18 protein-coding genes and 1 tRNA gene are annotated in these 20063 nt (G+C 39.4%); 10 read left to right on the top strand and 9 right to left on the bottom strand.

Annotation, left to right across the window (positions count from 1 at the left end; genetic code table 11):
* On the bottom strand, positions 1 to 1031 hold a 1031-nt coding region (locus EXE29_RS02665), incomplete at its 3' end, for an MBL fold metallo-hydrolase (protein ID WP_130125642.1).
* 258 nt (positions 1032 to 1289) lie between these two features.
* Here EXE29_RS02665 and EXE29_RS02660 point away from each other — a divergent pair.
* Positions 1290 to 1673: a diacylglycerol kinase gene (locus EXE29_RS02660; protein WP_120363774.1), complete on the top strand. Its 384-nt coding sequence runs from the start codon at positions 1290 to 1292 to the stop codon at positions 1671 to 1673.
* 155 nt (positions 1674 to 1828) lie between these two features.
* Here the strand turns inward: EXE29_RS02660 and EXE29_RS02655 are convergent, their stop codons facing one another.
* Positions 1829 to 3433: an isocitrate lyase gene (locus tag EXE29_RS02655; RefSeq protein WP_106984550.1), complete on the bottom strand. Its 1605-nt coding sequence runs from the start codon at positions 3431 to 3433 to the stop codon at positions 1829 to 1831.
* Between the two features lie 645 nt (positions 3434 to 4078).
* On the opposite strand from EXE29_RS02655, the gene EXE29_RS02650 reads away from it, so the two are divergent.
* The 4 genes from EXE29_RS02650 to EXE29_RS02635 all read left to right on the top strand — a co-directional run bounded on the left by EXE29_RS02650 (position 4079) and on the right by EXE29_RS02635 (position 8523).
* Complete coding sequence (locus tag EXE29_RS02650; protein WP_106984549.1) at positions 4079 to 5068, top strand: LysR family transcriptional regulator; 990 nt, start codon at positions 4079 to 4081, stop codon at positions 5066 to 5068.
* A gap of 126 nt (positions 5069 to 5194) precedes the next feature.
* Positions 5195 to 6520 (top strand): polyamine export protein PaeA, encoded by a 1326-nt coding sequence (paeA, locus tag EXE29_RS02645; protein WP_120363775.1) that lies wholly within the window; start codon positions 5195 to 5197, stop codon positions 6518 to 6520.
* Positions 6521 to 6604: 84 nt separating this feature from the next.
* Positions 6605 to 6889 (top strand): hypothetical protein, encoded by a 285-nt coding sequence (locus EXE29_RS02640; protein ID WP_106984547.1) that lies wholly within the window; start codon positions 6605 to 6607, stop codon positions 6887 to 6889.
* 293 nt (positions 6890 to 7182) lie between these two features.
* Positions 7183 to 8523 (top strand): CitMHS family transporter, encoded by a 1341-nt coding sequence (locus EXE29_RS02635; RefSeq protein WP_120363776.1) that lies wholly within the window; start codon positions 7183 to 7185, stop codon positions 8521 to 8523.
* A gap of 80 nt (positions 8524 to 8603) precedes the next feature.
* On the opposite strand, the gene EXE29_RS02630 is transcribed toward EXE29_RS02635, so the two are convergent.
* Positions 8604 to 9110 (bottom strand): hypothetical protein, encoded by a 507-nt coding sequence (locus tag EXE29_RS02630; protein WP_106984545.1) that lies wholly within the window; start codon positions 9108 to 9110, stop codon positions 8604 to 8606.
* Between the two features lie 179 nt (positions 9111 to 9289).
* Here EXE29_RS02630 and EXE29_RS02625 point away from each other — a divergent pair, with 179 nt between their 5' ends.
* Positions 9290 to 10024 carry a hypothetical protein gene (locus tag EXE29_RS02625; protein ID WP_106984544.1) on the top strand — a complete coding sequence of 245 codons (735 nt, stop codon included), beginning with the start codon at positions 9290 to 9292 and terminating at the stop codon, positions 10022 to 10024.
* A 58-nt stretch (positions 10025 to 10082) separates the two neighbouring features.
* Here the strand turns inward: EXE29_RS02625 and EXE29_RS02620 are convergent, their stop codons facing one another.
* Entirely contained in the window at positions 10083 to 11861 is a 1779-nt protein-coding gene (locus EXE29_RS02620; protein WP_120363777.1) for an alkaline phosphatase D family protein, read from the bottom strand.
* A 199-nt stretch (positions 11862 to 12060) separates the two neighbouring features.
* On the opposite strand from EXE29_RS02620, the gene EXE29_RS02615 reads away from it, so the two are divergent.
* Positions 12061 to 12147, top strand: a tRNA-Leu gene (locus EXE29_RS02615).
* A gap of 495 nt (positions 12148 to 12642) precedes the next feature.
* Here the strand turns inward: EXE29_RS02615 and EXE29_RS02610 are convergent.
* The 4 genes from EXE29_RS02610 to rlmE all read right to left on the bottom strand — a co-directional run bounded on the left by EXE29_RS02610 (position 12643) and on the right by rlmE (position 16729).
* A complete protein-coding gene (locus EXE29_RS02610; RefSeq protein WP_106984542.1) occupies positions 12643 to 12957 on the bottom strand; it encodes a DUF5713 family protein in 315 nt (104 codons plus the stop codon).
* A 117-nt stretch (positions 12958 to 13074) separates the two neighbouring features.
* Positions 13075 to 13932, bottom strand: a complete 858-nt coding sequence (gene folP, locus EXE29_RS02605; protein ID WP_106984541.1) for a dihydropteroate synthase — start codon at positions 13930 to 13932, stop codon at positions 13075 to 13077.
* Between the two features lie 125 nt (positions 13933 to 14057).
* Complete coding sequence (gene ftsH, locus EXE29_RS02600; RefSeq protein WP_120363778.1) at positions 14058 to 15947, bottom strand: ATP-dependent zinc metalloprotease FtsH; 1890 nt, start codon at positions 15945 to 15947, stop codon at positions 14058 to 14060.
* 131 nt (positions 15948 to 16078) lie between these two features.
* Positions 16079 to 16729, bottom strand: coding sequence for a 23S rRNA (uridine(2552)-2'-O)-methyltransferase RlmE (gene rlmE, locus EXE29_RS02595; protein ID WP_106984539.1), 651 nt, complete (start codon positions 16727 to 16729; stop codon positions 16079 to 16081).
* Positions 16730 to 16923: 194 nt separating this feature from the next.
* On the opposite strand from rlmE, the gene EXE29_RS02590 reads away from it, so the two are divergent.
* The gene (locus EXE29_RS02590) at positions 16924 to 17247 is read left to right on the top strand and encodes a YhbY family RNA-binding protein (protein ID WP_120363779.1); all 324 of its coding nucleotides are present in this window, start codon (positions 16924 to 16926) and stop codon (positions 17245 to 17247) included.
* A 9-nt stretch (positions 17248 to 17256) separates the two neighbouring features.
* Positions 17257 to 17796: a DOMON-like domain-containing protein gene (locus tag EXE29_RS02585; RefSeq protein ID WP_120363780.1), complete on the top strand. Its 540-nt coding sequence runs from the start codon at positions 17257 to 17259 to the stop codon at positions 17794 to 17796.
* A 323-nt stretch (positions 17797 to 18119) separates the two neighbouring features.
* Here EXE29_RS02585 and EXE29_RS02580 read toward each other — a convergent pair whose 3' ends face one another.
* A complete protein-coding gene (locus EXE29_RS02580) occupies positions 18120 to 18599 on the bottom strand; it encodes a hypothetical protein (protein ID WP_120363781.1) in 480 nt (159 codons plus the stop codon).
* A 308-nt stretch (positions 18600 to 18907) separates the two neighbouring features.
* Between EXE29_RS02580 and carA the strand changes: the two genes are divergently transcribed.
* Positions 18908 to 20050 (top strand): glutamine-hydrolyzing carbamoyl-phosphate synthase small subunit, encoded by a 1143-nt coding sequence (carA, locus tag EXE29_RS02575; RefSeq protein ID WP_106984535.1) that lies wholly within the window; start codon positions 18908 to 18910, stop codon positions 20048 to 20050.
* Positions 20051 to 20063 lie beyond the last annotated feature (13 nt).

Genomic DNA, 20063 nt, shown 5'->3' with positions numbered 1-20063 from the left:
GCAGGTGTTGCAGGTGTTGCAGGTGTTGCAGGTGTTGCAGGTGTTGCAGGTGTTGCAGGTGAGCCTAAAGGCTTCCACTCATAATGACCAGTACTAAGTTCTACAATTTGACCCACCCCAGGAAAAGGCAAATGCGGTGCAGCAATCCAAGTATGAGCCTGTGCATACTGTGCAAATAATGATTCACGTGTGTGACTGGCCTGTACAGGATCAGTATCAAAATCAACCGAAAGTTTAGGTTCAATAAACTGTAAAGTATGCGAATGGACAATATCACCAACAAAGACCAATGCCTTATTTTGGCTCTTTAACAAATAAGAATAATGCCCAGGTGTATGTCCAGCGCTTTGTATAACCTCTATGCCATTAATATCTGAACCTGCTTTAAATGTCCTTAAACTTTTAGACAACTGATAAGGTGCCAATACCGCCTTAATTTGCGCTGCTGTAGCTTGATAATTTGCTCGCTTGTCTTCTGCAACACTTTGCGGAACTTGCTCTGCCGACCAAAAAGCAAGCTCGGGCTCACTCACATATACCGTCGCGAGTGGAAAAACAGCGACATTATTTTGCGTCAAACCACATACATGATCTAAATGTAAATGCGTCAGCATTATGCTATTAATATGCGATAGTTTATAACCTGCTGCCTGAATATTCGTGGCCATCGCACCGAGTTTATCGCCCATACAACTCCCTGCACCATTATCTACAAGGGTTAAATTACCGTGACGATCATCAATTAAAAACGCATTGACACTGGTAGGCAAATACTGGGATTGAGACAAGTTGGCTTTTGCAAAAACTTGTTGTACCTCTTCTGGGCTCAGATTTTTATTAAACAAACTTCCTTTTAGATCAATCGAGCCATCACGTAGCGCAATCACTTTATATTCACCAAAGTTAAATGCAAAATAACCTTGCTCAGTCAGTGCTTCATTGACGACTGTCGCTGTTGTAGGTTGCACTTCGGTGGCATTGGCCTGAAAAGTCAAACAAGCCAATAGGATGAGGAATATATTATTTTTCATGGTACTGCCTTATCAAAACGCTACCTCAATCTAAACTGAAGTAGTAATCTTATTATTCAATGTCGTTATAGGAATTTTGTGCGGCAATTTTGCCTGATTTTTATGCATTTTTTAAGTCTTAAACTGACTTTAATCACATTAAATTTTAAATTTACTGCTAAAAGCATGTGTTTTAGTGTAATTGTCTTACTCAATTTTCAGTCACATTTAAGTTATGCCTCATAAAATGAATGAAATATAAAACTTTCACCATGACACATGAGTAGCTATTCCCCATACAAAGGCAAAACTGGCGTTAAGCGTATTTTAAACGCAACTCAATATTCTATCGCTGGTTTTAAAGCCGCATTTCAAAATGAAGCCGCATTTCGACAAATCGTGTTGATAAATGCGATCCTTATTCCAATCAGCTGTTTTCTTCAGGTGAGTCGCATAGAACATGCCCTGATGATTGCGGTCTGCTTGTTTGCACTTATTGTTGAGTTATTTAACTCTGCAATTGAAGCTGTTGTAGATCGGGTTTCTTTAGATAAACACCCCCTTTCTAAAAATGCCAAAGATATGGGCAGTGCTGCACAATTTGTCGCATTAGCCATTATTTTCTTTACTTGGCTCATTATTCTTTGGCCAAATCAAAGCTAAATACTCTATAAATATAGTGCAAGACTAATGCGAATAATCAATAAAAAGCGGGCCAAAGCCTGCTTTTTTTATGTATATATTTTTGACTTAAATAACTAAGTAATAGGAATAAAAAAACCCAGCTTATGCTGGGTTTTTTCGAATCAGTTCAGTGCTTAGTGAGCAGCGAATTGGTTCATTGTGTTTTTAGCATCATCGTGCGCTTTAAGAGCGTTGTCACCAGAGAAGATCTCTTTGTGGTCATCACCGATGTCCGAACCAGCCATTGCTTGGTGTTTAACACAAGCGATACCGCCACGGATTTCTTTACGCTGTACGCCAGCAACATAAGCCAACATACCTTCAGAACCGAAGTAACCTTGAGCAAGCTCGTGAGTAGAAAGAGCAGCTGTGTGGTAAGTCGGAAGTGTGATCAAGTGATGGAACACACCAGCTTCACGAGAAGCATCTGCTTGGAATGTACGTACTTTTTCGTCAGCATCAGCAGCTAATTCAGTAGCATCGTACTCAGCGCTCATTAGTTTAGCGCGGTCGTAAGCAGAAACGTCTTTACCTTCAGCAACCCAACGGTCGTAAGCTTGTTGACGGAAGTTTAAAGTCCAGTTGAATGAAGGCGAGTTGTTGTAAACAAGCTTAGCATTTGGAACTGTTTCTTTAACACGGTTAACCATGTGAGCGATTTCTTCAACGTTTGGCGTTGCAGTTTCGATCCAAAGAAGGTCAGCACCGTTTTGAAGGCTAGATACACAGTCAAGTACAACGCGGTCGATTTGCGTGTCTGGACGGAATTGGTACAAGCCAGAAGCAAGACGTTTTGGACGGTGAAGTTTACCGTTACGCTTGATTAGGATTTCGTCTTCTTGAGCTTCTGAAATGTCGATTTCAGTAGTATCTAAGTAGCTGATGTATTGAGAAGCGATGTCGCCTGGCTCTTTAACCACTGGGATTTTTTGAGTCAAGTCAGCGCCTTCAGAGTCAGTACGTGCAACGATGATACCGTCGTCAAGACCCATTTCTAAGAATGCATAGCGAAGAGCGTGGATTTTCGCGATGAAGTCTTCGTGTGGAACTGTTACTTTACCAGCTTGGTGACCACATTGTTTAGCATCAGATACTTGGTTTTCGATTTGAAGTGCACAAGCACCCGCTTCGATCATTTTCTTAGCTAGTAAGTAAGTTGCTTCTTCGTTACCGAAACCAGCGTCGATGTCCGCAATAATTGGCACAACGTGAGTTTGGAAACCGTCGATTTGAGCAGTGATTTCAGCAGCTTTAGCAGTATCACCAGCTTCGTTTGCTTTTTTAAGCGCACGGAACAAGTCGTTTAATTCTTTAGCGTCAGCTTGACGAAGGAAAGTGTAGATTTCTTCGATCAATGCAGGTACTGAAGTTTTTTCGTGCATAGATTGGTCAGGAAGTGGACCAAATTCTGAACGAAGCGCAGCAACCATCCAACCAGAAAGGTAGATGTAGCGACGTTCTGTAGTACCGAAGTATTTTTTGTTCGCAATCATTTTTTGCTGTGCGATGAAACCGTGCCAGCAACCTAGTGATTGAGTGTATTTGCTAGAGTCTGCATCGTATGCAGCCATATCACGACGCATAATTGCAGCTGTGTATTTCGCGATGTCTAAACCAGTTTTGAAACGGTTTTGCAGTTGCATGCGTGCAGCATCTTCTGGGCTGATGTCGCGCCATGTTGCACCGAATTTTGCTTTTAATTCGCGGATTGCATCAATCGCTGATAAATATGTAGTCATGATATTTTCCTGTAATAATATTAGGATTTCCCAAACGAATGGCTAAAATCATACCCTCAATTTATTGTTCAGATTTAGAGCGCTTCGTTTCGATGAACTTAGATTAGATTGGCCAATAAAATTAATCCAATATTCTGTATTAATTTTCGATATTTATTTAAAAAATGGGTAGATCAAAGTCTAAATATATTTTAACCAAAATTATATAAGTTGTTGTTTTTAAATAATTTATGTTATTTATTTTTAGTTTACTTTTCACCCAAGTTGTTTTCTTTTTATTCATTAGACTTAAGTCTTGAAAGACTTTAAAAATGTGAATTTTTACTAAAAATTGGCAAAACTGATCAATATCACAACACTTTTTAACTTAACTGAGCGGTTTGTTTTTAGCTTTTAAATGCTAATTTCATCAGTAAAAATAAGTATTAAATATTCCTGTTCATATTCACATGTGAATGCGAATTTTTATCTTCTTTAAGACGCTATGTAGCGCTCATGCCCTCGCGGAACAGTTGAATTTATTAGGCTAACTGTATTTTTTAGCCTGCAATTGGACGTCTTTTTTTTCATCAGTTTATTACACAAGGCGGATGGCTTATGGCATAATCAAAATAATTTCATGATTTTATTTTCGGTATTTATTTTATGAATCTGGAGCGTGTCGATCTTAATCTACTCATTTACCTTGACGTGCTACTTCGTGAAAAAAATGTAACGCGTGCTGCAGAACAATTAGGCGTAACCCAACCTGCAATGAGTAATATTTTACGTCGTCTACGTAATTTATTTAATGATCCGCTTTTGATTCGTTCTTCTGAAGGTATGACACCGACAGAACGTGCCTTAGAATTACAACCGCGTATTCGCGATGCACTTTCTGATCTCTCAATGATTTTGGAACCGCGTACCGAATTCCGACCTTATACCTCTAATCGCGTTTTTCGCATTATGACCTCTGACTATGCCGAAGCGACTTTAGTACCTCGCTTAGTCAAAGCACTCCGCTCAGAAGCACCAAATGTCGTACTCGACTTTTTAACGCCAAGTGATGTGTCTTATCGTGATATGGAACAAGGTAAGGTCGATCTTGCAATTAACCGTTTTAATGAAATACCGCAAAGTTTCCACCAAGTTCTGGTTTGGCGTGACAGTTTTTCTTGCCTACTCAATGGTAAACACCCCGCAGCCAATAACCTCAATTTAAAAAGCTATTTAGATGCTCAACATATCTGGGTATCTAAAACAGGTATGGGCGTTGGCTTTGGTGTCAATCCAGAAAAGCAAGCAGGCTTAGGTTGGATTGACCAAGCCTTAGAACGTATTGGCCAAAAGCGTAAAATTTCTGTATTTACACGTCATTATCAAATGCCTGGGCTATTGGCTTCCAATGTTGATTTAGTTGCGACCCTACCGACACGTATTGCGCGCCTTCAAGCAAAAAGCCAAAACTTACTGATTAAAGACCCACCATTTTATATTCCAGAATTTGAATTAAAAATGGCTTGGTGTCCTTTATTACATCATCACCCTGCACATCGTTGGTTACGTCAGCTTATTTTGTATGTTGCACGCCAAATGATTGAAGAAGAAAACCGTGAATTTTTAATGAATAACTCTCAATTTTCTCATTATTAAACATAAATTTTCTTAAATTCTTCTTTTTTAAGCTTATACTAGAACTCGAGGAAATCATTAAACTGATCTCCTTGAGTTTTTTTATGTTAAAAATATTCAAAATAATGATGATCCACAGGTGCCTCAGTGAGCCTCTTCCAAAACATCCTAATCATCGTCATCCTTATTGCGGGAGCTGGTTTTTTATCTTTAACTGAAATCGCCCTTGCCGGTGCACGTAAAGTTAAATTAAAAATCTTGGCAGAGTCGGGCGATGAGCGTGCTCAGAAAGTGCTCGATTTACAAGAAAATTCAGCAGATTTCTTTGCTGCCTCGCAAATTGGCCTAAATGCAGTCGCAATTCTCGGCGGTATTTTGGGTGAAGGTGCATTTCGCCCTTATTTCTATGACATGGTTGCACGCTTTTATCATGGCCCGTGGACGGAAAGTATTAGCTTTGCCTTGTCTTTCACATTAGTTACTTCTTTATTTATTTTATTTGCAGACCTCATGCCAAAACGTTTGGCAATGATTGCACCTGAAAAAATTGCGGTGTCGGTCATTAATCCCATTCAAGTGTTTATTGTGGTCTGCAAACCATTGGCATGGTTTATCAATGCCATAGCCAATATGCTGTTCCGCTTATTTAAAGTGAACACCACCCGCGACGATAATATTACCTTTGACGATATTTCAGCGGTGATGGATGCTGGTGCACAAGCAGGCGTACTGCAAAAACAAGAACATCATTTCATTGAAAATGTATTTGAACTTGAAGAACGTAATGTCCCTTCAAGTATGACCACACGTGAAAACGTGGTGTATTTCACCCTAAAAGAATCTGAAGCCAGTATTCGTCAAAAGCTGGCGGAATATCCCTATTCTAAATTTTTAGTCTGCAGCGAAAATATTGATGACGTAATTGGTTATGTGGATGCCAAAGATATTTTGGTCCGTATCCTCAACAATCAATCACTTTTACAATTAAACGAAAATACGATTCGTAATGTACTCACCATTCCAGACACGCTCACACTGTCTGAATTACTCGACCGTTTCCGCTCGACCAAAGAGAAATTTGCCGTCGTTATTAATGAATATGCACTGGTTGTTGGTGTGATTACCTTGTCAGATATCATGATTACTGTAATGGGTGATTGGGTTACGCCGATTGAGGAAGATCAGCAAATTATTAAACGTGATAATAATTCATGGCTGATTGAAGGTAGTACACCAATTGAAGACATGATGCATGCGCTAGCGATTGATGAAATGCCAGATACAGACAATTATGAAACCTTAGCGGGCTTTATGATGTATAAGCTTCGCAAAATTCCACGCCCTGCTGATGCAGTCATTTATGGTGGTTATAAATTCGAAGTGGTCGATGTCGATCATTTTAAAATTGACCAATTACTGGTAACGCGCTTATTAGAGCAATCTGAAGTACCACCTGAAGAAGCAACAAGTTAAATAAACGATTGAATGTAGGGCACAAGCGTGCCCTACAACTTCAACCATAAAAGACAAAACAATAAAAAATAACGGATTTACCTCATGTCGATACATGCTTTAATCGCCTGCTTTAGTTTTTATTCTGCAGTGTATTTAATTTACCGCTTTTTTGCGGTTCAGCCCCAACCCTTATATTTAATTTTTGCGGTAATCCTATTTATTTGTTCTTGGTTAGTCGTTCCAAGTCATAACAGTCGAAAGCGCAGAAATTACGACCAAACGATGCAAATGGGCTGGGATTCAATGCTCTTTGATCCACTCATCTTTTGGTGGCGTCTGTTTATGTTTCCTATTCGCTTTATCTTTCGTTTTTGGCTGCATGATTAGCTATTAAGATGCTTTATGTAGCCACAACATCATCCATCTTAGTTACCAAACTACATCAAAGCACTTATGGTTGTGTTTATTTAAATTACAATGACTTACATTATAAAATTCCACAGCCTCAATCACATGATTTTTCAATCAACTAAGCTTTTGTTTTATTAATTTTATTTTTTCAAAAAATAATGATGAAATTCACATTTTAATTACATAGTTTTGCCCCTGTTGTTTTTTTTATATCCTCCATGAACGCTTTGAAAGCCCTCATGAATAAAAACTCAAAGGATTGAAAAACCATGTTAACGCTACTTGGCCTTGGCATGATCATCTGCTTTATGTATTTGATTATGTCTCGCCGAATGAGTCCACTCGTCGCACTCACCCTAATTCCCCTATTGTTTGCACTTCTTGCATGGTTAATGGGTTTTTATTTCGACAGCCTTGCTCATATTCAAATTCATGAAATTGGCGAAATGATGCTTGAAGGCGTTAAAAAATTAGCGCCAACGGGGATTATGCTGTTATTCGCGATTCTGTATTTTGCCATTATGATTGATACAGGATTATTTGATCCCTCAGTTAAGTTTATTTTACGTTTGGTTAAAGGTGATCCGCTCAAAGTTGTCTTAGGTACCATTACCCTTACTATTATTGTGTCGCTAGATGGTGATGGCTCAACAACTTATATGATTTGTGTGGCAGCCATGCTTCCCTTGTATCGTCGTCTCGATATGAGCCCACTAATTATGGCCTGCCTGATGATGCTCTCGAGTGGCATTATGAACTTAACACCGTGGGGTGGTCCTACCGCACGTGCAGCCAGTGCTTTACATGTTGATCCTAGCGATGTCTTCATTCCGATGGTTTTACCCATGCTGTTTGCAATAGCTTGGGTGTATTTCTTAGGTTATATGTATGGCCGTATGGAACGTAAACGCTTAGGCGTTATAGAACTCGATATTAGCCATGGCGACAATATCCAAATTTCGACAAATCCCGAAGCAAATCGTGCACATCTACGTTGGTTTAATGGCTTGCTTACTGTTGCACTCATGGTTTGTTTAGTCATGAATGTACTACCTATGCCTATTTTATTTATGGTGGCATTATGTATTGCACTGGTAGTTAATTACCGCCAAATTGAGATGCAAAAACAATTGGTCGCACACCATGCAGGAAGTGCGCTTAATGTCGTAGGGATTATTTTTGCTGCAGGCATTTTTACTGGCATTTTGGCTGGTACAGGTATGGTCGAAGCAATGTCTAAAGAATTGGTCGCCATTATTCCAACCAGCATGGGCCCCTACTTAGCACCTATTACAGCGGTCATTAGTATGCCTATGACCTTTTTTATGTCGAATGATGCATTTTATTATGGGGTACTGTCAATTTTATCTGATGCTGCCATGCACTATGGTATTGAACCTGTCGAAATGGCACGTGCATCCATTGTCGGGCAACCCGTACACCTACTTTCGCCGCTGGTTCCTTCAACTTATTTACTCTGTGGCTTAGCAGGGATTGAATTTGGTCAACATCAACGCTTTACGATTCTTTGGGCCATTATCACTTGTTTGGTTATGCTGGTATCTGGCTTAGTTTTTGGCATGTTCCCGTTTTATTCATCCATTAGCTAAACGCGATATATTCTGTACATTATTCAAAAATAACCACAAAAAAAGCGCCAAAAGGCGCTTTTTTTGTGGCTACATACATATCAGTGTTTACTGATTAACGCATCCAAAAGTGCTTGATAATGAATTGAAATATCATCTTCTAAAATAGCATAGGCATTATCAAACTGAACCATTGGCCAGCCTTCTTTCCAGAATGGGAAAATATTATGCAAATCATGCGTTACTGTTGCGTCTTCACGCAGAATAGCTTGAGCAACTTGTGACAACACCTGAGCTGTTTCAGCACCATCTACAGCCATATAATCAATACCACGTACTTTTAAAATACGGATACGGTCTTTTTTATAACGAATTTTTTTACTTTGTGCTTCATTAAGATTTAAAGCCAAAGTTACCGCTTCAACAAATTTATCTTCAAAAGACTGGTTGAGTGCGACCAATGCCTGCTTATGCGATTCTTGACGGCCTGCTTTACCCCCATTACGGATAATTTGCGCAGCCTCAGTATTTAAAACATCACTTTTCATCGATGTTAAAATATCTAAAATTTCGATATCGCTTAAAGATTCAGGAGATTGACCAGCCATACACTGCCTTTACAAAAATTCTTAAAGCAGTATTTTCTCATATTCAGCTTATAAAAAGGGAAATATCTTTCATTGCATTTTGCTTTTTAGCCTAGATAATTCAATTGGCGAATAAAAAATTGCTCATCCGTGTAAAAATTGTTTTATATTGAAGCGTCTTTAAATCGTTTATTCTTTCCATGCTTAAAATTCCACAGGCTTTACAGTATCTAGAACAATTAAAATCACAGTATCCTGCAGCCTTTAAGCGTAATTTTCTATTTTATAGCCTCATTAAAACCAAAGGCTTAATTGATGAAATCAAAGAGCTTTTGCCATGGTTATTGGCAGCTATGATTTTTGTTTCGAGTAGCATGGTACTCGGAGATTTTTTGCAAAAGACATTACCCAATTGGAGTGAGTTTCGCGCTGAAGGCCTTGCTGTACTTGCTATCATGCTTTTTTTTATGCTGATATGCCCACTGATTATTAAGCAAATGAAGCACAGCTCAATTTCATTGTATAAGCAAGTGCGCCATACCCCCATTAAGCTCACTGTGCTGATTATTATACAAGCTATCAATATTGCTTATATCGAAAGTTCTTTTTTACAAGCTTTGCTGTTTTTCTTTGCGCTAAGCTTTGGCTTTGTTAAATTTTACAAAGAAAATTTATTCCGTTCAGATTGTGAAACTACTGGTTATTTTTGCTTACAAGAAATACGTCGCGTCAATTATTGGACCTATAAGCAGATATTAAAAACCAAACTCCGTTTGCGCTTTTGCAAAAGCCAATCTGCTCAGTACACTACCCTTACACAACAACTAAAACAAATGCAGGACTTACATTTAGAAACCCTACATTTTGAACATAAACTATGTAAAAGCATTAAACATATTGATATCGATGCTTATTTAGAAGAAATGAGCAAATAAAAAACTGGGCAACATGCCCAGTTTTTAGTTTTAACATCTAAGTGCTCTTTACAACTGTCTAAGCACTATTTGCAACCGTCACAACAGTTTTGAAGTTTGAGTCGAAAGATACGGCTTTCGCTGTTGTTGAGTCTATTTGGTAGTTTTTATTTTTTACCGTATCAACAAAAACCCAATTTGCATTTACAGCAGTTTGCTTAAACTCTACAAGTAAATAACCACGTTGACTCAAATTACAATATTGCAATTCATCAATCAATAAAGCAAATGCTTGCTCAAAGCTGTGTAAATCTGTTGGGCTAATTTGCAAATATTTTTCCATCCCTGGAGATGACACAGAACTGGTTGCCAACTCTAGACCTGCTTGCTGGCCATTTTGTGCATACAAGGTCGAATACCAAGCATTGTGTGTATCTCCAGCCAATACCACCACTTGCTTTTTCAGCTTTTGTAACATGCCATACAACGCTTCACGCTCATAGGCATAGCCATCCCAAGCATCTAAATTATAAGGCAATACCGTTTGAATCCGTGTCAATTGCTGTGTTGTCAATTTAGATGGATCTGTTAAATACTGGATTTTAATTGCAGATAATTCTGTAATCATCTGCTTAATTGCTGCTAGCTCTGTAGCACCAGCCACACCACTTTGCACTTTTGCTAAAATAGTTAATACTTCTGCGGGTATCAGCATTTTAGCCATTAAAACCTGCTGGCCTAGTACATTCCATTTTGCTTGAGAATTAGCAAGCGACGTGTTTAACCATGCGAATTGTTCAGCACCCATTAAAGTACGAGAACTGTTATACAAATCAGAGGTAAATTTTGCACTCTCTAAGCCACCTACTGCTGTCATATAGTTTGCATAATCAAGCTGTTCGCTACGCGCTAGTATGCGTGTATCTAGCATATTTAGTTGCACTAAATTGCCATAATTAAACTGACGGTAAATATGTAAATGATCTTCAGCGCTTTTAGCTCGAATTGGCATCCATTCAAAATAGGCTTGCAAAGCGGCAGCTTTCCGTTCGGCAAAACTGCCTTCATTGGCTTGATGGTTTTCTGCACCATCTAACCATGTATCGTTACTTAGCTCATGATCGTCCCAAATAACAACAAAAGGATGGCGCTGATGTAAAGCTTGTAAATCTGGATCTAAACGATACAAGGCATAGCGTTTACGGTAGTCATTGAGGTTGAGAATTTCTTGACTATTGTCAGATGCAAACTCACGACCTAATGCTTTAGCATCTTCTGTCGCATAGCCACCTTGGCCATATTCATAAATATAATCGCCTAGATGTAAGACTGCATCGACATCAAGCGTGGCCATTTCTTTATACACGTGAAAATAACCCGCTGGATAATTTGAGCACGAGCACACAGCAAAACGGACTTGCTCGAGCGCTGTAGACGGCTCAGCTAAAGTCTTGGTACGCCCCACAGCTGAAATGACAGCACCAAATTTAAAACGATAATAATAATTTTGATTGGCTTTTAATTTATCGGCATCTACTTTCACGGTAAAGTCATCTGCACTGCTGGTTTGGGCCTTACCACGATTTTGTATATTTTTAAATTCGGAGTCTGTGGCAATTTCCCAATCTAGTTCCAAACGTAAATTTACATCAGCGACCGTTACCCGCGTCCAAAGAATGACTCTATCTTGGAGCGGATCCCCACTTGCAACCCCATGCAAAAATTGTAATGCAATTGTATTAGATGCGTCAGATGCATCATCACTGCCACAGGCGGTTAAACCGATAGGCAATGACACCGCACTCACTCCAGCCAATGCACGCTGAATCAATTCACGTCGATTTAAAATTGGTTTCATAAAGATTTCCTTTTTTAAGCAAAATAAGAAATCCGTATTTCAATTTCATCTCAAACACATGAATATTTGATTAATTTTCATACTTAATGGCTATTTTTGGTTTTTTTTTAGACATAAACTTATGTTTTGCTTGAAAATAAAGCAATTAATGTTATTTATGCTTGCCAAGTTACATTTGCTCCTCTATTATTGCGCTCATGCCCGAGTGGTGAAATCGGTAGACACAGGGGATTTAAAATCCCCCGACCTTCAAGTCGTGCCAGTTCGAGTCTGGCCTCGGGCACCATCCTTCTACTATAGAAACGATGGTACAAATAAAGAATCCAGCTTTAAGCTGGTTTTTTTATGTCTAAAATTTAATAAAAATATCTCATCAAAAAATAATTAAAACTTTCTCAACCCTCTAGATCTTCATTTCTCTGTTTTTAACTAAAACCCAATATGAAGATTTATTGTGATCAATGTGCCGTCATACCATGAGAAAATACATCCTCAACGTTAACCATACAACCATCAAACAATAAAGCTCGAAATTCGCACCCAGCTCTAAGCTTAAGTCAGATAAATTACAGTTAATAAAAATCATGCTGAGACATAAAATTTTTAGCTAGATTTACGTGTATAGACTGAAATAAAAATGATCACTACAACTTATCAGTACTTAAAATTGCAGAAAGATTTCTGAACGCCTCACCTCAACCAACCACTGATTAATTTACTAAGCGACTCCTAAGACTCAATCACTAAAAAATCCAATAGCCAGATACAACAAGAGAGTGGCTTACCACTCTCTATTTGCAACCAACTCTTCCATTTCAATATCCATATACCCTTCCTCTTGTACAGCCATCATCATTGCTTCAGCAATATAATCAGCAGCCGTATCATCAAGTGAAGAGTCCAAATCTTCAAACTGAGGTTTCATCTTATTCACCAGTGAAATTGTTTCATTGGCAAATTGATAAATATCAGTTTCAGAAAGATTCGCTTTAGCGACTTTTTTAGCAAACAGGACAATCAATTGTTTAACTTCAGCAACCAAGATATCTGGGTAATAATCATCGTCAAACATCGGGAGAAGAAGATCTGCAAACATACAGGTTCTCAATACAAACACATTAAGCGAGCTTATATACCATATTGATTAAATTTCGCCAAATGAAACCGCTTAAAATTTCATACCACAAGATTTACCTCCTGTGTCATGTTATGTTTAGTCTTCGGCCGAACGCATAGCATTCCACACTAAAATTGCATCTTTAGTGGCTTTTACATCGTGCGCGCGCACCATACAAGCACCCTGCTGAATACTCATCAAATGTGCTGCTACAGATCCAACTGCACGGTCTTTTGCATCCACAGCCCCCACAGCTTCACCAATAAAACGTTTACGCGACAACGCTGACAAAATTGGATAACCCAGTACATTCAGCTGATATAACTCTTTTAATAATTTTAAATTCTGCTGGGCATTTTTAGCAAAACCAAAGCCTGGATCAATCATGATATTTTCAGCTTTTACACCTGCATCTAGAGCATCTTGTACTCGCTGTAAGATTTCCGCCATGACATCCGTAGTCACATCATTATATTGATCCAAATGATTCATCGTGGTTGGTTCACCACGCATGTGCATAATAATCACGGGTATGTCTAAGCGAGCTGCAGTTTCTAATGCTTGTGGACGAGTTAAGGCACGTACATCATTCCAAATATGTGCTCCAGCATTTACAGCTGCAGATATCACTTCTGGTGAAGAGGTATCAATTGAGATCACCACACCTAATTTTGCTAATTCTTCTACTACTGGTACCACGCGTCGGATTTCTTCTTCGATAGCAACTACAGATGCACCTGGTCGGGTTGATTCGCCCCCTACATCAATGACTGTTGCCCCTTCGGCAATCATTTGCTTTGCACGTGCTACCGCTTCATCTTTACCATTGTGTTGCCCGCCATCACTAAATGAATCTGGTGTCACATTTAAAATCCCCATCACATGTGGTGTCGACAGATCTAATGTCAATTTGCCACACTTTAAGATTTTATTTGGTAAAGGCATTAAGCGCATACAACATCTCCTACATGAATCTGACTATGTTATCAATTTTGTGTATGTGAAGGCGCAATTGTGCTAACCCAAAAACAAAAAAGAGCCTCATTGAGACTCTTTTTTAAACTTACGCAGTTAATGCATTAATTTGCAGGTAACGGCGGTGGCGTAGCTGGACCATCTGTAGGCGTAACATCAATCACAGGATTTTCTGCTACATATACTTTAGGTGGTTGAGGCTCACGACCTTCCATAATGTCACGAATTTGTTCGCGATCAATCGTTTCCCACTCAAGTAAAGCTTTCACCATTGCATGTGCAATATCCATGTTGTTTTCAAGAATATTGCGAGCTACACGGTACTGCTCATCAATAATACGACGAACTTCAGCATCTACTTGTTGTTGCGTTGCTTCAGAAATCGTACGGCTACCAATGCTTCCCATAAACGACTGTTGAGAATCATCTTCGTAAACCATAACGCCTAATTTATCAGACATACCGTACTTCGTTACCATTGCACGTGCCATTTTAGTTGCACGCTCAAAGTCATTTGAAGCACCAGTCGACATTTGATTAATGAAGACTTCTTCCGCAATACGACCACCAAACAAAATAGAAAGTTCATTCAACATTTTGTCTTTGTAATGGCTCGTTTGGTCATGCTCTGGTAACTGCCAAGTCACACCCAATGCCCAACCACGTGGCATGATCGTTACTTTATGTACAGGGTCAGTACCTGGTAAAATTTCCGCAACAATTGCATGGCCTGCTTCATGATAAGCCGTTGCACGACGCTCTTCTTCACGAAGTACCATCGATTTACGCTCAGGGCCCATATAAAGCTTGTCTTTTGCATCTTCAAAATCATGCATATCGACAGTGTTTTTATTACGACGAGCAGCAAATAATGCAGCTTCGTTTACAAGGTTCGCCAATTGCGCACCAGAGAATCCTGGTGTACCACGAGCTAATACTTTAACGTCAACACCAGTTGTTGATGGCAATTTCTTCAAGTGAACATTTAAAATTTGTTCACGGCCTTTAATGTCTGGTAAGCCCACCATCACTTGACGGTCAAAACGACCTGGACGCAGTAAAGCTTTATCGAGAACGTCTGCACGGTTAGTGGCAGCAATCACGATAATACCTTCATTACCTTCAAAGCCGTCCATTTCTACCAACATTTGGTTCAGTGTTTGTTCACGCTCATCGTGACCACCACCTGTACCCGAACCACGATGACGACCGACTGCATCAATCTCATCGATGAAGATGATACATGGTGCATGGCGTTTTGCTTGTTCGAACATATCACGTACACGAGACGCACCCACACCCACGAACATTTCAACAAAGTCAGAACCAGAAATACTAAAGAATGGAACTTTGGCTTCACCCGCAATGGCTTTCGCAAGTAAAGTTTTACCTGTACCCGGAGGACCAACCATCAACACGCCTTTAGGAATTGTTGCACCTAAGCGTTTAAATTTTGCAGGATCTTTTAAGAAATCAACAATTTCAACAACTTCTTGCTTCGCTTCATCACAGCCAGCAACATCGGTAAATGTTACTTTAATTTGATCTTCTGTCAGCATTTTGGCCTTAGACTTACCAAAGCTCATCGGACCATTTTTGCCACCAGCACCGCCACCCATATTCCGCATAAAGAACATGAATAACAAAATGATTAACAATACTGGGAAGCTTGCAATTAAAAGTTGCATCAATAAACCTTGACGCTGAGGTGCAGTACCTTCAACAACAACGTTATTTTTAATCAAATTCGGCATCAGTTCAGGATCTTGAACCGCTGGGCGAATGCTTTCAAACTCAGAACCGTTTGATTTTTCACCACGGATTCTTTCACCATCAATAGTGACGCGTTTAATTTGACCAGCATTCACCGCTGCAACAAACTCTGAATAATTCAGCGCTGTCGGCTGATTGCGGTCACTGACGTTGCTGAAGATAAGCACCAGCACACCCAGTATGACAAGCCACAACACGGCATTCTTAAAAAGATCGCTCAAAGCTTTATTCCCATTTCAATCTAATTTGATCATGCCCAATACTGGGTGACCCTAATTTAACGCTGCAGATCAGCAAGCAATAATGTAAACCGTACAAAATGCACAATTTTTAACGCATTGGCAAGTAAACTTTATTTCAAAGCTTTCTTACGCCCCTGCCCGACTAAAAATACTTCTTTAGATCGAGCACGCGATGCAGCAGGTTTAGCAGTTTTTAATACATCAAAACTGTCTACGATCTGCTTACGAAACTCATCAAAACCTGTGCCTTGGAAAACCTTAACAACAAATTGACCATTTGGACCAAGTACTTTGTTCGCAAAATCAAGCGCAAGCTCACAAAGATAAATTTGACGTGGCTGATCTACGGCCTTATTACCTGATGTATTGGGGGCCATATCAGAAATTACAACGTCAACTTTGCGTCCATTTAAAATATTTAACAATTTATCGAACACTTCTTGCTCACGGAAGTCACCTTGCAAGAAAGTAACATCGGGCAATGCATCCATTTCCAAAATATCTGAAGCAATAACTAAGCCTTTTTCACCAACCAATTTACCCGCAATTTGCGACCAACTGCCTGGTGCAGCACCTAAGTCTACAACGACCATGCCCGGCTTAATAAGCTTATATTTTTCTTGCATTTCTAGAAGCTTGTAAGCTGCACGAGCACGATAGCCTTCCTTTTGTGCTTTTTTCACAAAAGGATCATCTAAATGCTCTCGCATCCAATCACGACTACTTTTAGATAACTTTTGGTTGGTAATGCGCGTCGCCATAACTCTCTAAATAAAAATAACTTCTAATATTTTATTGTACGTGAAAAACACACTTTTTGCAGTATGCATGTGTATATAAATCATTATCCAACACATGTTTTTCCAATAAATTACATCGATAAATTGCATAGAATTTACAGCGTTTCAATCTCACTTTTGTTATACTAAGCCGTTTTAAAATTTAGGTTATACTTATGGCGGCTTTATCTATTCAAGAACGTAAACGCTTACGTCAAATTGGTCATGCATTAAATCCTGTTGTAATGCTTGGCGACAAAGGCTTATCTGAAGGCGTAACTGAAGAATTAAACCGCGCGCTTAACGACCACGAACTGATTAAAGTTAAAATTGTAGCTGAAGACCGTGAAGCACGTGCTACGCTTATTGCTGAAGTGGCTGCAGTGTCTGGTGCTGAAGTTGTACAAACAATTGGTAAAATTGCATTGCTTTACAAAAAAGCACCAAAGCAAAATCCAAAACTTTCAAATCTTGTTCGTCACGCACATTTGTCAAACTAATCTCCCTGTATGGCTAGTTTCGAACTCAGTGCCTTTGATCGCCGGTTTCAAGCGATTTCTGTAGTTGGTGCAATTGAACAACAAAGTCCGTTTACCTTAAACACAGGTTTTTGGATACGTGACCCTAATCAACTGATCCAATGGCCAGAAGCTGCTGCATCTAATCCGCGCCGTGACTTTCTATGGGAACAGACCTGCTTCGAGATTTTTATTGGTGTACACGGTGAAGACTATTACCGTGAAATCAATCTTTCTCCTTCCGAAGCATGGCAAGCCTATCAGTTTGAAGAATACCGCTATCCGGAAAATATGCCGCCGCAAGCAGCGTATGATATTGAGCTGAACCAATTAAAGCGCACGCATTACGGATTAAATGTCAGTCTTGATCTGACCGAATTTATGCTGGTTCATAAATTAAAGTGGAGCGATCTTTATATTGGTCTAAGCGCAGTACTCCAAACCTCACAAGGTGAACAGTATTACGCAATGCAACATAGTAGCCCACAAGCAGATTTTCATAACAAGCGCGACTGGCTACATCAATTTTGATGTCCATCAAAAGCACAAAAAAATGAGGCGATTAGCCTCATTTTTTTCGCCTAGAACTTAGCTTTAATAACAAATACTTCACTCATGTTAATCGTCATTCAACGACAACTTATTTCTTTATTTGTTTTACCTTAAATTTTGCACGCATAGCCAAACTCAGAACTAACACAACAACTAGGCTAAATTCAAAAATCCAAATTAAGACAAAAAAAATGGGCAGTCCCTGCCCTACCCATTTTTTATACTAAACACCCACTTGAGTTTACTTATGTGTATTCATTACTCAGTAAATTTCCCTTTCAAGTGAACTTCAGCTGAAATATTTAGTTTTTTAACGTTGAATCTTGAGCATCTGCTTTAACTGGATTCACTTTTTTCCATGCTTCTAGCGTATGCTCTTTTGAGCGCTTAAACGTTTCCGTAATTTGCTCTTTGTGCTTACCTGAAATTTCAGAGACATCTGCTTTCAATTCTTTACCTAATTTAGATAAATCATCTAATACAGCATTAAATTCAGTTTTGACAAATGTTTTCAACTCAGTGAAATCTTTTTGCGATGTACCAAAATGACTTTTTAACAATTCAATTTTTTGCAAAATGTCTTGTTTCAATTGCTGTAGTTGACCTTGCACATTTGCATTCAGCACTTTCGCTTCTTCCTGAAGTTTTTCTTTACTATCTACAACTGCCTCTACAGCTTGTTCAGTTGCTTCTTTCGCCACTTTTTCAAGCTTATCAGCACCCTCTGTTGCAATAGCCTTCAGGGTCGTTTTCTCTGTACTTGCTTTTTCTTGAGTTGCCATGATTGTTATACCTATAGTTATTCATGAAACTACATATTAGCGATTGTTGATAAATTTTAATTTATGATTTGTCAGACAATAATTAATTGCTTACATTTTTTGACAAACAGCAAAAACAAACTTTTTAAAGAAATGCAAGCGCTTTATCTCATATATTCACGACTTTTAGAATGGACTTTCAAGGGGTTCCTGCGTATAATGCCGTGTTAAGTTCAAGCGAGCAGACATAGGGAGGGTAGGTTTTAAAGTAACCTTCCTTTTTTTTCGTCTTCTCGCTTTTTTACAGCCTAAATTTCAGGAGCTTTGGTTTGAGCACCCCAGCAATTTTAGCCCTTGCCGACGGAACTATCTTTAAAGGTACTTCTATTGGTGCATCGGGTAGTACGACTGGTGAAGTCGTTTTCAACACTGCCATGACTGGCTATCAAGAAATTTTGACTGACCCAAGTTATGCACAACAACTTGTAACCCTAACTTACCCACATATCGGTAATACAGGTTGTAATGATGAAGACGCTGAGTCAGGTCGAATTCATAAAGTATGGGCCAACGGATTGATCATTCGTGACCTACCTTTATTGCATAGCAACTTCCGATCTACGCAGTCATTAGGTGAATACTTAAAAGAACATAATGTTGTTGCCATTGCGGATATCGATACCCGACGATTAACACGTATCTTACGTGACAAAGGCGCGCAAAACGGCTGTATTCTTGCTGGTGAAAATATCACTGAAGAACAAGCATTAGAAAAAGCACGCGCTTTTGGTGGTTTAAATGGTTTAGACCTCGCAAAAGAATGTTGCGACCCTGAAGGCTTTGAATGGTCTGAAGGCTCTTGGACACTTGGCAAAGGCTTTTCTCAGCCTGAACTTAAATTCCATGTTGTTGCATACGATTACGGTGTCAAAACCAACATCTTGCGTATGCTCGCAGACCGCGGTTGTAAATTGACTGTCGTGCCTGCGCAAACTCCTGCTGCTGACGTACTTGCGTTGAATCCAGATGGCGTGTTCTTATCGAACGGCCCCGGCGATCCAGCTGCATGTGACTACGCAATTGAAGCTGTAAAAACAATTGTAGAAGACGCTCGCAACGTACCTGTATTTGGTATTTGCTTGGGTCACCAAATTCTTGCACTTGCAAGCGGTGCTAAGACTGTGAAAATGCCTCACGGTCACCACGGTGCCAACCATCCTGTACAGAACATTGAAACTGGCACAGTGATGATTACTTCGCAAAACCACGGCTTCGCAGTGGATGCAGAAACTCTTCCTGCAAACCTTAAAGCTACGCACAAATCACTGTTCGACCAAACTCTTCAAGGGATTCATCGTACAGACAAACCTGCGTTCAGTTTCCAAGGTCACCCTGAAGCAAGCCCTGGTCCACATGACTGCGCACCATTGTTCGATCATTTCATCGAACTTATCGAAGCATCTAAGAAGTAATTAAGGAAGCATC

This window comes from Acinetobacter sp. WCHAc060006 (assembly GCF_004209135.1).
In the GTDB taxonomy this organism is placed as follows: domain Bacteria; phylum Pseudomonadota; class Gammaproteobacteria; order Pseudomonadales; family Moraxellaceae; genus Acinetobacter; species Acinetobacter cumulans.
The sequence above is the reverse complement of the archived record's forward strand: the minus strand, read 5'-3'. Positions and strand labels throughout refer to the sequence as shown.